Raw genomic sequence first — 13,130 nt, 5'->3', positions numbered from 1 at the left:
GGGCGGCGCAGCGAAACCCGGGGAAATATGATAATTACTTTTAAACCCGGGTTTCGCTGCGCCGCCCCCAGGCTACGACATTACCTAAATTCTAACATAAATCCATTAAGTTGGTTCAGGCTCTATAGTTTTTTTTCTGGCAGATTTGTAGCGTGCTTGTTTCTCAATATCAATGTAGCGATCAGTTGTTGCACTGGAACTATGGCCAGCATCATCTCGTACATGTTCACGAGGGCGAATTTTAACGTCTTCAGAAATTCCGGTATGCCTTAACCAGTGGACAGTGGCTGCAGCCAAGTTATCTGCTTCCTCCATATGTCCTTTTATCCTCAGTTGCTCCCCAGCCAAGTCAAAACAGCGCTGAATGATTCTTCGTATTGGTGCTGTATCACTCATGGGGCCATTACCACGAATTTTGGGAATAAGGGGGGTATTATCAGCTGGGGATGGGAGAGGGGATAATCCGAGGAAAGAACGCCATCGCATTAAACTGTCTAACATTGCATCGCTTACTGCAATTTGTCGCTCTTTATTTCCTTTACCGACAGTGGTAAACCACCAGTGGCCGTTACTGTCCTTAGAGAAATCATTCATGCTCGGGATCCAGCGATCACTTGCAGCCAGTTCAGAGATCCGTAAATACATGCCAAACAACATGCTCAGCATGAACCGAGTTCGTTCATGCTTCAAGGGAGATTCTTCTGCAAGGGATTCTGCGGCTTCCAATACTGCGCCCCATTGAATCAAGCTCAGTCTGCGTATGGGGGCATTATGTTGTCTCTTGCGAATAAATTTACTTTTTTGACGAATTAGAGCAACCGGATTAGAGACCAAATATTCCTCAGCAATTAAAAAATTAAACAAGGTACTTAAAATAGCAAATATTTCTTGGATCGCTCCCTGAGATAAATTGAATTGATCAATTTCGGGCTTGTGTCCATTTTTTATTGCAGATTTACTTAATGTTACAACAAAAGGCTTCCATTCTTCATTAGGGGTACGTTTACCTTCTTTTTCAATAAAACGGGGTACTTTTTTTAAACTGATCCAGGATTTGGGCGGATTTTGGCAAAAATGAATATATTGCTCTATATCATCACGTTTCAATTCGTTTATCGTAGCTTTCTTAATTAGCCAAGACCACTGAAGTAACCGTTCAGTTTCTCTGCGATAGCTGTTAAATGTGCCTTGACTACCGGTATAACTTTTCAGAAAACTTAAAGCGTAATTAAAATCATTTTGAAAGCGCATATCTGGCAATACGACATGTTCATGATTTTTATGTAAGTAATTCATATTATCGAAGATAGGAAGCAATTTAAATTTCATAATATTCATTGGGAATTTATTCTAATCACTAATGCTAGCTGAAAAGTGATGGAGATACGAGTAGGTGTAAGAGTCTAAATAAATTTTGTATGTACACTCAGCTACATGTTTCAAAAAATATCGATTTGTTCAAGCTAAATAAGTATCATCGCGCATAAAGTAAAATTAATGAAAATTAAATGATTTAAGATATTGACCTTGATGAAAGCACCTAGTATTATCTGCGCTCTGTCCTTGGGACGGGTTTTACGGGGTGTAGCGCAGTCTGGTAGCGCGCCTGCTTTGGGAGCAGGATGTCGGGGGTTCGAATCCCTCCACCCCGACCAAGATGCGCCCGTAGCTCATCTGGATAGAGCATCGGCCTTCTAAGCCGAGGGTAGCAGGTTCGAATCCTGCCGGGCGTGCCAGCCCAGATCTTGTTCATAAGAATTTCTGGTAGAAAGTTTTTATGGTGAGCGTAGCTCAGTTGGTAGAGCCCCGGGTTGTGATCCCGGTTGTCGTGGGTTCGAGTCCCATCGTTCACCCCATTTGAGAAAAAATGGTTTATCGCTAAAGATTTTATCTGAGTCTTTACAAGACCGAATTACTGATTGATAATCCAACCTGATTTGCGAAAGTGGCGGAATTGGTAGACGCACTGGATTTAGGTTCCAGCGGGGCGACCCGTGAGAGTTCGAGTCTCTCCTTTCGCACCATTACATTATAAATTCCAAGAGGTGAAATTGATGCAAGTTTCTGTTGAGACCCTAAAAGGTTTGGAACGTAAGGTAACAGTTTCTGTACCTTCAGAGAAAGTTGAGGAAGAAGTGAGCTTACGTCTCAAGAATCTTGCTCGCAAAGTTAAAATTGATGGTTTTCGTCCCGGTAAAGTACCTATGCATGTTGTCGTCAGTCGCTACTCTCAAAGTGTTCGTGAAGATGTCGCGCGCGAGATGGTTCAATCCACTTTATATGAAGCATTACAAAAAAATGAATTGATTCCTGCGGGCTATCCCTATGTTGAGCCTGAACAAGTAGAGAAAGGGAAGGATTTTAAATATACTGCAACATTTGAAGTGATGCCTGTATTTGAGATTGCTGAATTAAATCAAGCGGCAGTTGAACTGGTTCGTTCAGAAGTAACTGATAAAGATGTTGAAAGCATGCTGGATAAACTTCGTGAGCAAAATAAAGAATGGCACGATGTATCTCGAGCTGTCAAAAAAGACGACAAAGTCGTTATTGATTTTGAAGGCTACCTCGATGATAAACTTTTTGAAGGCGGCAGTGCGAAAGGCCATGAATTGGTTCTTGGTTCTGGAGCAATGATTCCTGGCTTTGAAGATGGAATTATTGGTAATAAAAAAGAGAAACCTTTTGATATTAAAGTAACGTTTCCTGAAGATTATGGTCATAAAGAACTAGCAGGTAAAGAAGCCGTTTTCAAAATTACGATTCATAATGTAATGGAAGGAAAGCTTCCTGAACTTAATGATGAATTTGCAGCGAAGTTTAACATCAAAGAAGGCGGTATCGATGCGCTGAAGAAAGATATTAAAGACAATATGACTCGTGAGTTAGAGCGTCGCGTGAGTATGATGAACAGGGAAAAGTTGTTTGATAAATTAATGGAAGTAAATACCATTGAATTGCCAATTGCTTTAATTGACAAAGAAATCGAACATTTGAAACATGATATGTATCATCGTCTTTTTGGACATGAACATCATGAAAATGAACAAATTCCTGATTTCCCAAGAGAGCTTTTCGAAGACCAAGCAAAACGACGTGTTCATCTTGGTTTGCTCTTTTCAGAGTATGTTAAAAAACATCAAATCGTTGCTGATAAAGATAAAGTAAATGCAATGATTGAACGTTTTGCTAGTGCTTATGAAAATCCAGATGAGCTTCGTGCCTGGTATCAAAATAGCAAAGAGAACATGGCTGAAATTGAAGCACTTGTTATGGAAGAGATGGTTTCAGATAAAATCGCTGAAGATGCAAAAGTTAAATATAAAAATAAAGATTATGATTCAGTAATGAATCCTAAACCAGCAACTGAAGCGGCAGAGAAAAAAGGAGAGTAATTATATGTCGGGCTATTCAGAGAACATAATTCGCAATGCCAGTGGATTAGTCCCAATGGTTATTGAACAAACTTCACGAGGTGAGCGTTCGTATGATATTTACTCGAGATTATTGAAAGAACGTATTATCTTTCTTTTGGGTGAAGTTGAAGATCATATGGCTAATTTGGTGGTTGCTCAATTGTTGTTTCTTGAGTCTGAAAACCCTGAGAAAGATATTTCTCTCTATATTAACTCACCGGGAGGGGTCGTAACTGCTGGCTTGGCAATTTACGATACAATCCAGTTTATTAAACCTGATGTAAGTACTTTATGTATAGGGCAAGCAGCAAGTGCAGCTGCTTTGTTACTTTGTGCTGGAGCTGAAGGTAAGAGATTCTGTTTACCAAACTCACGAGTAATGATTCACCAGCCTTTAGGGGGGTATCGTGGTCAAGCAACGGATATCGAAATTCATGCTCGTGAGACTTTGGCTGTAAGAGAGCGGTTAAATACTATTATGGCAAAGCATACTAACAAGACACCAGATCAAATTATGCGTGATACTGAGCGCGATAATTTTATGAGCGCCACACAAGCTGTTGAATATGGCTTGGTTGATAAAGTGCTTTATGATCGAGAGTCAGTAAGTAAATCAGAGTAATTATTTTTCATTAAATTTAAAGAACTGAACTATAATGTATCGTAGCTTAGGTGCAGTGAAGCGGAACCTGGGTTTGAGGTTCAGATTTACCGGGTTCCGCTTCACTGCACCCAGGCTAGGAATGCGATAGGGGTCCCTTTTATAATTGATTCATTATACTTCTTCGTATTTTGCTTTATTTTTTTAAAAAAATAATTGCGCTGAATAACAGTGGCATATCTTTTTCTGATTGACTAATATTTTACATATATTATCTATTTTTCTGATAATCGTTGTAAGAAGGGGTTGGGTTATGAGTAAATCCGGTAACGGAAGTGGCGATAAAGTTTTGTATTGTTCTTTTTGCGGCAAGAGCCAACATGAAGTAAAAAAATTGATTGCTGGCCCTTCTGTATTCGTATGTGATGAGTGTGTAGAACTGTGTAACGATATTATTCGTGAAGAAACCCATGAATCACATGAAGAGGTAGACGTACGATTACCATCACCTAAAGAAATTTCAAATTTCTTAGATGAATACGTCATTGGACAATCTCATGCAAAAAAAGTCTTGTCCGTAGCTGTGTATAATCATTACAAGCGATTACAGCATAAAAGTGAAGATGGAGTTGAACTTGGGAAAAGTAATATTTTGCTTATTGGTCCAACTGGAAGCGGAAAAACACTTTTAGCTCAAACGTTAGCCCGCATCCTCAATGTCCCATTTGCTATGGCTGATGCAACCACACTTACTGAAGCAGGTTATGTAGGTGAAGATGTGGAAAATATTATCCAGAAACTTCTACAGAAGTGTGATTACGATGTAGACAAAGCCCAGCACGGTATCGTTTATATTGATGAAATTGATAAGATATCACGTAAGTCTGATAATCCTTCTATTACCCGAGATGTTTCTGGCGAGGGAGTTCAACAAGCGCTTTTAAAACTGATAGAAGGTACAATCGCTTCAGTTCCTCCGCAAGGCGGCCGTAAACATCCACAACAAGAATTCTTGCAAGTAGATACTTCAAATATTTTATTTATTTGTGGTGGAGCCTTTGCCGGATTAGAAAAAGTGATAAGAGAACGAAGTGATAAGTCAGGTATTGGATTTTCTGCCCAATTAAAAAATAAAAAAGATACCAGTAATGAAATATCCAAAGTTTTAAATCAATTGGAATCCGACGACTTAATTAAGTACGGATTAATACCAGAGTTTGTTGGACGATTGCCCGTAGTTGCTACGTTGCAGGAGTTGGATGAATCTGCTCTGATTGATATTTTAACTAATCCCAAAAATGCTTTAACCAAGCAATTTCAGTCTTTATTCAAAATGGAAGGAGTGGAGCTTGAATTTAGAGAAGAAGCATTAATCGCCATTTCTAAAAGAGCTCTAGAAAGAAAAATGGGCGCACGAGGATTACGTGCAATACTTGAAAATATTCTTTTAGACACCATGTATGAATTACCTTCTCTTGAAGGAGTAATTAAGGTTGTGGTTGATGAGAATGCCGTGAATAGCTCATCTAAACCCATTCTTATTTATGAACAGGATGGGATAAAGAGTGCAGCAGGTGGTCAAGAGTAGAATTTCTGCTCTTTATCTCTCCTGCAGAAAGTGTGGGAGAGATTCTTTAAGGAACTTTCTTAATTAACGCTTTGATTTCTTGCAATAACTCTCCCTTCCTTTTAAATTATAATTTAGTAGTTGCGTGAATAAAAATAAGTTTTCCGTTTGAATAAGGGTTCATTATGTCCACTGAAATTAAAGAGACTTCGAATGAGACAGAAAATCTGTCTAATATACCTGTATTACCATTAAGAGACGTAGTGGTCTACCCTCATATGGTTATTCCTTTGTTTGTTGGGCGAGGAAAATCAATTAAAGCCTTAGAAGCGGCAATGGTTGATAGCAAACAAATCTTTTTAGTAGCACAGAAAAAATCATCGAATGATGATCCCACTGAAGCTGATATTTTCGAAGTAGGTACGTTATCTAGCGTCCTTCAGTTGCTGAAACTACCTGATGGAACTGTAAAAGTTTTAGTCGAAGGTGAAAAGCGTGCTAGAGCAAAGGAATACAATCAAGCTAAAGGATATCTAGAAGCTGATCTCGAGCTAATTGAAGATGAAAATAGTGCGGTACAAGAACCGGACATCGGCATTTTGATGCGTTCCTTAATGTCGCAGTTTGAACAATACATTAAACTGAATAAAAAAATTCCACCTGAAGTTTTATCTCCGCTTGCTGGTATAGAAGAACCTGGACGTTTAGCGGATACCATTGCTGCTCATTTAACATTGAAGGTAGACGATAAACAAGAATTACTGGAAACAAAGGATGTGGGAACTCGTCTTGAGCGTTTAATGTCTGCTATAGAGAACGAAATTGACTTGTTGCATGTTGAAAAACGTGTGAGAGGACGTGTTAAGCGACAAATGGAAAAAAGTCAGAGAGAGTATTATCTCAATGAACAAATGAAAGCAATTCAAAAAGAATTGGGCGAGTTAGGCGAAGAAGGAAATGAAATCGAACAACTGGAAAATTCGATTAACAAAGCCGGAATGCCTAAAGAAGCAAAAGAAAAATCGCATGCGGAACTTCATAAGTTGAAAATGATGTCACCTATGTCTGCTGAAGCGACAGTTATCCGTAATTATCTTGATTGGATGCTTTCAGTGCCCTGGAAAAAGAGAACCAAAATTCAGTTTGATTTGCTTAAGGCAGAAAAATTATTGGATAAAGAACATTATGGCCTGGAACGTGTTAAAGAACGTATTATTGAATATCTTGCTGTTCAGCAACGTGTAAAACGCTTAAAAGGACCTATACTCTGTCTTGTTGGACCTCCAGGGGTAGGTAAAACTTCATTGGGACAATCTATTGCAAATGCTACAGGTCGTACGTTTATCCGTATTGCTTTAGGTGGCGTTAGAGATGAAGCAGAAATTCGCGGTCATAGAAGAACTTATATCGGGTCCATGCCAGGAAAGATCATTCAGAAACTGTGTAAGGCTGGTGTAAAAAATCCGCTCATTATGCTGGATGAGGTGGATAAAATGGCTATGGATTTCCGAGGGGACCCAGCGGCTGCTTTACTCGAAGTACTGGATCCCGAGCAGAACCATACGTTTAACGATCATTATCTTGAAGTAGATTATGATTTGAGTGACGTTATGTTTATTGCAACAGCAAATTCGCTGGAAATTCCTGCTCCATTATTAGATAGAATGGAAGTGATTCGACTTGCAGGGTATACAGAAGATGAAAAAGTAAGTATTGCTGAGAAATATCTTGTTCCAAAACAAGTCGTCTTAAATGGCCTGAGTAACGATGAAATACATATTAGTGAGGGTGCGATTCGAGATGTTATCCGTCACTATACTCGTGAGGCTGGTGTACGTAATTTAGAGCGCGATATTGCTAGTGTTTGTAGAAAAGTTGTAAAAGAAATTTTATCGAATAAGAAAGTTAAAAAAATGACTGTAACTACAAGCAATGTCGAAAAATATTTAGGTGTGAAAAAATTTCGATATGGTTTGGCGGAGGAATTTGACCAAGTGGGACAGGTTACAGGTTTGGCTTGGACAAGTGTTGGCGGAGAGTTGTTGACAATTGAGGCATCAATGATGCTTGGTAAAGGCAAAGTGACGCATACAGGTCAATTGGGTGAAGTCATGCAGGAATCCATTCATGCAGCGATGACGGTTGTACGAAGTCGCGCTAAAAAATTGGGTTTACCTGATGATTTTTACGATAAGAATGATTTTCACGTTCACGTGCCCGAAGGTGCTACACCAAAGGATGGTCCAAGCGCAGGGATAGGTATGTGCACTGTGTTGGTTTCTGTAGTGACCCAGATTCCTGTTAAAGCAGATGTAGCGATGACAGGTGAAATCACGCTAAGGGGGCAGGTGTTGCCAATTGGTGGTCTTAAAGAGAAATTATTGGCAGCTCATCGAGGTGGAATTAAGCATGTCATTATCCCTGAGGAAAATGTAAAAGACCTGGAAGAGATTCCAGATAATGTTTTGCGTAAGCTAACAATACACCCTGTTAAGACTATAGAACAGGTTTTAGAATTGGCTTTACAACGCAGTCCTTGGGTAGATAAGTCAACAAATGTACAATCTGAGGCTTTAGTGGGTAAAAGATCAAAAAAAATTAAAAATAATGATTTACATACCCATTAATTAGAGGTATATTTCGTTTCGTAGCCCGCCACTAGCGGGCATTGCAAGGAAGTAACTACTCGATTGGTTAATTTGATGAGTTTGATTAAATTAACTCAGAAGTATGGAAGATTAACAGTATAGGGGAAGCAATGAATAAGAGCGAATTAGTTGATGCTATAGCAAGTGGTTCGGGTTTAACAAAAGCTGATGCCAGCAGAGTTCTCGAAACTTTTACTAGTACTATTACTGATGCTTTAAGAAGTGGTGATCAAGTAGTAATACCTGGTTTCGGTTCTTTTTCAACAGGCAATCGTTCAGCAAGAACAGGTAGAAACCCACAAACTGGTAAAATTATTCAAATTAAAGCGTCACGAGTAGCCAAGTTTAAAGCGGGTAAAAACCTGAAAGAAGCGGTGCAAGAAGCATAAGTTTTCAGGGTGCTTAGCTCAGCTGGGAGAGCATCGCCCTTACAAGGCGAGGGTCGTAGGTTCGATCCCTACAGCACCCACCAAGAAATGGAGTGGTAGTTCAGTTGGTCAGAATACCGGCCTGTCACGCCGGGGGTCGCGGGTTCGAGCCCCGTCCACTCCGCCAGATTAACGCGCCGAAAGGCGCGTTTTTTTTATCTGAAATGAGAATGCTCACTTCAAAATTTTATTTCTATCTTATTTCTGCTTGTCTTTAAGAGAAAAGATTAGATGAAGTTATGAAAAAAGTAACGTACACTCTTCACTCTAATTTGTAGCTAATTCAGGAAAGGAAAATTTTGCTGGATGGATGAATATTTTTTGTTTTGATTTTTTTCAGTCTGGGTTATAATCAGCCCTCACTAAAATAAAAATGCTTTATTTATTAATAATATGGATCTCGGGACATGTTACAAAAGTTAAATGAACGTATACAGGGTGTTGTAGCTTGGTTAGTGGTTATCTTAATCGGTATTACGTTTACACTTTTTGGTGTGGATTATTATCTGCAATCACATCAAACAACCAATTCCAAGGTGGTCGTCAACGACACTCCTCTATCAATACAATCATTTGAAAACAATTACCGACGTGCTCGCTCCATGCAAGATATGGAACAAATGACAGCTGCTGATGAAAAGAAGTTGCAAAATCAAGTCTTAGATCAAATGATTACTAATGAGGTTCAGGTACAAGCTGCTCTTAATAATGGATTTGATGTGAGTTCAAGCCAAGCAGATGCAGCAATTTTGAGTATTCCTCAATTTCAGGAAGATGGTCATTTCTCAGCTCAAAAATATCAACAAGCACTCAATGCCGCTTTATTCACTCAATCAAGTTTTCAAAATGAAGTAAAGCAGGGAATGCTGTTAAACCAACAACGATTTGCTTTTATGGGTAGTTCTTTTGCTTTACCCGATGAAATAGATCGCTTTGTGAGCTTGTACATGCAAAGCAGGGACTATGATTATTTAACTATTCCAGTAGAGCGCTTCGAAAAAGATATTCATGTTTCTCCAGAAGAAATTGAAAGTTATTATAAAATGCATAAAAAGGAATTCATGTCACCAGAAAAAGTTAGTTTAGATTATGTCACTTTATCGATGCATGATATTAAAAGTAAGATAAAAACATCCGATGACGATGTGAAACGTTATTATGAAGATAATCAAAATAACTATTTAACTCCTGCAAGTTGGCAAGTAGCACATATTTTATTTGCTGTTCCAGAGAATGCGAGTCAAGCTGATTTGGAAAAGATTCAGAAAAAAGCAAATGATGCATACCAAGTATTACAGAAAAATCCAGGACAATTTGAACATCTTGTTTCAGTGATGTCAGATGACAAGCTTTCTGTAGCAGATAAAGGTGTACTTCCCTGGATTACTGCAGGCAGTCAAAATAATTACAATCAAATTTTATCTAATTTAACGAAACCAGGACAGATTTCTCCTCCTGAAAGAACAAAACACGGATATGAGATTTTTAAATTAATCGCATATAAGCCAGTTTCAACAAAACCTTTTTCCGAAGTAGCTTCATCGATTAAAGAGCAATTGATTGCTGAAGCGGCCCAAACAAAATATACACAAGCCATGGAGCAATTGTCTGATTTAAGCTATCAATCTCCGGACTCTCTCCAGCCTGTAGCAGATGCCTTAAATTTAAAAATTGAAAAAACTCAACCTTTTTCAAGATCCGGTGGCACAGATAATATTACAAAAAATAAGCAGGTAATTAATGCTGCGTTCAGCCATGACGTTCTTGATTTAAGCAATAACAGCGAGCCAATACAAATTGATAATGATTCGCTCGTGGTTGTAAGAGTTAATCAACATTGGGATGAAATGGAGCAGCCTTTAGAAGCAGTTCACGATCAAATTAACAAAATTTTGGTGAAAAAAATTGCTGAAACCAAAGCAAAAGAGATTGGAAAAAGTTTATTAAATCCAGTTGAGGATAAGCAGCAACAAGAATTGATTCGCTCAAATAATTTATCATGGAAATCAGTAGCTATGTCCACACGTGATAATGATAAGGTAGATACGGATGTTAATGATATGGCATTTAATTTATTACGACCAGAAAGCCGTGATGGCATTGTTATGCCAAATGGTGATTATGTTGTAGTACGATTGAAGCAAATTCATTATGGGAAATTAAGTACATTAGATAGGGAGCAGCAAGATAGCTTAATTCAACAAATAGAAGCAAGCTATGGCATGATGGATTATGACTTGTATGTAAAAAGTTTAATTAATCGCGCACAAATTGTGAGGCACTAGGTTTTATAGACAAATGCGCTAACTTGAGCTGCTTATTTATTAATATACTAAGGCTGGGGGTAGCAGAGTTTGCCTATGTAACCCAATATATAGGAGTATCGCTATGCCTGATTTAAGTAAGAAGTTTACTGATCTTAAATTAAAGCAATTATATGGTCATATATTAAATCACTACCAAAAGTGTGTTGATCGACACTTAGATGTGAATACTGCGTACAATGAAATGTTTCTGGCGGTGCAATATTCTCTAGAATCTCCATTGAGTCAAAGCCCACTTGTTAAATTGGATCCAGCAGAGAAATTAAAAGCATATGCTGCTTTTAATGCACTATTTAGTGCGACACCTTTGTATCAAGGAATGCAGCCTTCGCAACGAAGTGCATTTAAGCCGCCCATGCCTCAGTTTAATCCACAGGCTAAGTATGTGATTAATGAGTATAATTATTATGGTTATCAAGATCCAACGCTTCTTGATTGGTTAATCCTGAGTTCTATAATCAACTCGCATCATCATGGATATCATCACCATCATGCGGGTGCAGATGGTTGCTGCTGGCCTTCTAACCATCACGGCCATGACTCATCTTCAAAAGACGATTTGGCTAAATTGATGGCAGCCTTATTTCTCATCCTTTTAGCTTTGATTGCCGTCGTTTTAGCTTTTATTGCTTTGTATTATATGCTTAATGAATTTGCAAACAGCGTAGAGCGTTTTTGCTATGGCGAAGGTTGGCTGAAGGGCGCATTAATGATCTCTACTTCTATTGGATTTGGCGTAGGTTCAGCTTTTTTAACGCTTAATTTTGGATCTGCACCATTAATTGCTCTTGCGGTAGCTGCAGGGGTTAATCCTGTTGGTGTTGTGATTGCTGGAGCCGTTTTGCTTGCTATCATCGGTGCAGGTGTTGGATGTTTTGCGATGAGTATGCTGTATGATTCCCTTAATAAGTCAGCGAATAAAGAGTCTATGGATCCATCAGACCCAGAGCGATTTAGATTAACTGCAGCAGAAGAAGCTCATTTGAGAGATGAGAAAGGTATTGACCCTATGATTGTAAGATGCGCGATGGTTGCATTGCGTGCGGAAATGGCAAAATTATTAGGGGGGAACGAGAAACCAATACCTTCTTTTTTCTCTCGTTATTTTAGTAAAGACAACGAAAAGGTTCAGGAGTTATTGGAAAAAATACGACACTTACGTAAAGGCGATATCAATATGGTTCAAGTAGGGGAGCTGAATTTTGATTGCAGAATTCCGCAAAGAGTATATATTCCACCTTACTATACTCAAGTTCCATCCACATACTCCGACACTCCACCTCCATCATATCATGGAACATATACAGACCCTTATCAACCTACAGCACCTCAATACCTATAATTTCCATTTGGGTAGATGTCGTGAACCGAGTAAAGAGAATTCTTTACTCGGTCAAAATCAGGGTTTAAATAACTTATTTTCACTCTTTTAGATATTAAAACTATTCGCCAGAAGTAAAAGGAAGCATGCGTCTTAATACATTATCCTTGCAAATGAAGTGATGATATAACGCCGCAAGGAAATGAATCCCTACTAAAATGAGAATTAAATAGGCAAGCGTTTGATGTGTTGAAAACATAATGCCGCCAAGATAATCATTCTTTGCGATAAGGCAAGGGATAGTAAACCAGCCGAAGAAATCAATGGGTTTTCCATCCGCACAAGATAATAAATAGCCAACGATTGGCATGAGTATTATAAGAATAAAAAGAGTATGGTGAACTGCTTTGGAAGTAATGTATTGCCATCGTGGCTGATTTATTGGTGGAAGTGGTTTGATGTTTATAATATGCCAAATAAAAAATAAGATTCCGAGTAATAAAATAGTAAACCCTACGGACTTGTGCAGCATTATATAGAAGTCTGTGAGTGGTGAATTATCGCTAAGTGACCAGACAAAATAAAATTGGCCGATAATTAAAATAAAGATTAACCAGTGCAATATTTTTGTCACACTGCCAAAACGCTTTAGGGTATTCCTTATCATAGAGTTCCTTCATTAGTTCCTAGATAATGCTACTATATCAATGACTTAAGTAATTTCAATGTTGAAATCATTTTGGCTCTACCCCAAAAAAGGGGGCACTTTAATCAAGTTAGTCTAGACTAACTAATTGATTTCGCGATCAAATTGGAGATTAAAGT

9 protein-coding genes and 6 tRNA genes are annotated in these 13,130 nt (G+C 38.4%); 13 read left to right on the top strand and 2 right to left on the bottom strand.

Annotation, left to right across the window (positions count from 1 at the left end; genetic code table 11):
- Nucleotides 1–105: 105 nt before the first annotated feature.
- Nucleotides 106–1,329, bottom strand: coding sequence for a tyrosine-type recombinase/integrase (locus Lani_RS03490; protein WP_019232027.1), 1,224 nt, complete (start codon nucleotides 1,327–1,329; stop codon nucleotides 106–108).
- Nucleotides 1,330–1,578: 249 nt separating this feature from the next.
- On the opposite strand from Lani_RS03490, the gene Lani_RS03485 reads away from it, so the two are divergent.
- From Lani_RS03485 to Lani_RS03425, 13 genes are all read left to right on the top strand, one after another.
- Nucleotides 1,579–1,655, top strand: a tRNA-Pro gene (locus Lani_RS03485).
- Between the two features lie 4 nt (nucleotides 1,656–1,659).
- Nucleotides 1,660–1,736 (top strand) — tRNA-Arg (locus Lani_RS03480).
- 44 nt (nucleotides 1,737–1,780) lie between these two features.
- Nucleotides 1,781–1,856 (top strand) — tRNA-His (locus Lani_RS03475).
- Between the two features lie 83 nt (nucleotides 1,857–1,939).
- A tRNA-Leu gene (locus tag Lani_RS03470) sits at nucleotides 1,940–2,024 on the top strand.
- A gap of 30 nt (nucleotides 2,025–2,054) precedes the next feature.
- Nucleotides 2,055–3,395, top strand: coding sequence for a trigger factor (gene tig / locus Lani_RS03465; RefSeq protein WP_040521874.1), 1,341 nt, complete (start codon nucleotides 2,055–2,057; stop codon nucleotides 3,393–3,395).
- A gap of 4 nt (nucleotides 3,396–3,399) precedes the next feature.
- Nucleotides 3,400–4,038, top strand: a complete 639-nt coding sequence (gene clpP / locus Lani_RS03460; RefSeq protein ID WP_019232028.1) for an ATP-dependent Clp endopeptidase proteolytic subunit ClpP — start codon at nucleotides 3,400–3,402, stop codon at nucleotides 4,036–4,038.
- A gap of 292 nt (nucleotides 4,039–4,330) precedes the next feature.
- A complete protein-coding gene (gene clpX, locus Lani_RS03455; RefSeq protein ID WP_019232029.1) occupies nucleotides 4,331–5,605 on the top strand; it encodes an ATP-dependent Clp protease ATP-binding subunit ClpX in 1,275 nt (424 codons plus the stop codon).
- A gap of 164 nt (nucleotides 5,606–5,769) precedes the next feature.
- Nucleotides 5,770–8,211, top strand: coding sequence for an endopeptidase La (lon, locus tag Lani_RS03450; RefSeq protein WP_019232030.1), 2,442 nt, complete (start codon nucleotides 5,770–5,772; stop codon nucleotides 8,209–8,211).
- A 131-nt stretch (nucleotides 8,212–8,342) separates the two neighbouring features.
- Nucleotides 8,343–8,621, top strand: a complete 279-nt coding sequence (locus Lani_RS03445) for an HU family DNA-binding protein (RefSeq protein WP_010653977.1) — start codon at nucleotides 8,343–8,345, stop codon at nucleotides 8,619–8,621.
- A 7-nt stretch (nucleotides 8,622–8,628) separates the two neighbouring features.
- Nucleotides 8,629–8,704: transfer RNA gene (locus Lani_RS03440), tRNA-Val, on the top strand.
- Nucleotides 8,705–8,710: 6 nt separating this feature from the next.
- A tRNA-Asp gene (locus Lani_RS03435) sits at nucleotides 8,711–8,787 on the top strand.
- A gap of 280 nt (nucleotides 8,788–9,067) precedes the next feature.
- Nucleotides 9,068–10,945, top strand: a complete 1,878-nt coding sequence (locus Lani_RS03430; RefSeq protein ID WP_058388400.1) for a SurA N-terminal domain-containing protein — start codon at nucleotides 9,068–9,070, stop codon at nucleotides 10,943–10,945.
- A gap of 103 nt (nucleotides 10,946–11,048) precedes the next feature.
- The gene (locus Lani_RS03425; RefSeq protein WP_019232031.1) at nucleotides 11,049–12,326 is read left to right on the top strand and encodes a hypothetical protein; all 1,278 of its coding nucleotides are present in this window, start codon (nucleotides 11,049–11,051) and stop codon (nucleotides 12,324–12,326) included.
- Between the two features lie 100 nt (nucleotides 12,327–12,426).
- On the opposite strand, the gene Lani_RS03420 is transcribed toward Lani_RS03425, so the two are convergent.
- Entirely contained in the window at nucleotides 12,427–12,972 is a 546-nt protein-coding gene (locus Lani_RS03420; RefSeq protein WP_019232032.1) for a cytochrome b, read from the bottom strand.
- Nucleotides 12,973–13,130: the final 158 nt, after the last annotated feature.

It is taken from the genome of Legionella anisa (assembly GCF_001467525.1).
GTDB lineage: Bacteria > Pseudomonadota > Gammaproteobacteria > Legionellales > Legionellaceae > Legionella > Legionella anisa.
Note: the sequence above shows the minus strand (reverse complement) of the source record. Positions and strands in the feature narration are given on the sequence as shown.

What these genes read in the sequence shown, in the direction of transcription:
- Lani_RS03490 (WP_019232027.1), bottom strand. Translation starts at nt 1,329, where the DNA reads ATGAAATTTAAATTGCTTCCTATCTTCGATAATATGAATTACTTACAT.
- tig (WP_040521874.1), top strand. Translation starts at nt 2,055, where the DNA reads ATGCAAGTTTCTGTTGAGACCCTAAAAGGTTTGGAACGTAAGGTAACA.
- clpP (WP_019232028.1), top strand. Translation starts at nt 3,400, where the DNA reads ATGTCGGGCTATTCAGAGAACATAATTCGCAATGCCAGTGGATTAGTC.
- clpX (WP_019232029.1), top strand. Translation starts at nt 4,331, where the DNA reads ATGAGTAAATCCGGTAACGGAAGTGGCGATAAAGTTTTGTATTGTTCT.
- lon (WP_019232030.1), top strand. Translation starts at nt 5,770, where the DNA reads ATGTCCACTGAAATTAAAGAGACTTCGAATGAGACAGAAAATCTGTCT.
- Lani_RS03445 (WP_010653977.1), top strand. Translation starts at nt 8,343, where the DNA reads ATGAATAAGAGCGAATTAGTTGATGCTATAGCAAGTGGTTCGGGTTTA.
- Lani_RS03430 (WP_058388400.1), top strand. Translation starts at nt 9,068, where the DNA reads ATGTTACAAAAGTTAAATGAACGTATACAGGGTGTTGTAGCTTGGTTA.
- Lani_RS03425 (WP_019232031.1), top strand. Translation starts at nt 11,049, where the DNA reads ATGCCTGATTTAAGTAAGAAGTTTACTGATCTTAAATTAAAGCAATTA.
- Lani_RS03420 (WP_019232032.1), bottom strand. Translation starts at nt 12,972, where the DNA reads ATGATAAGGAATACCCTAAAGCGTTTTGGCAGTGTGACAAAAATATTG.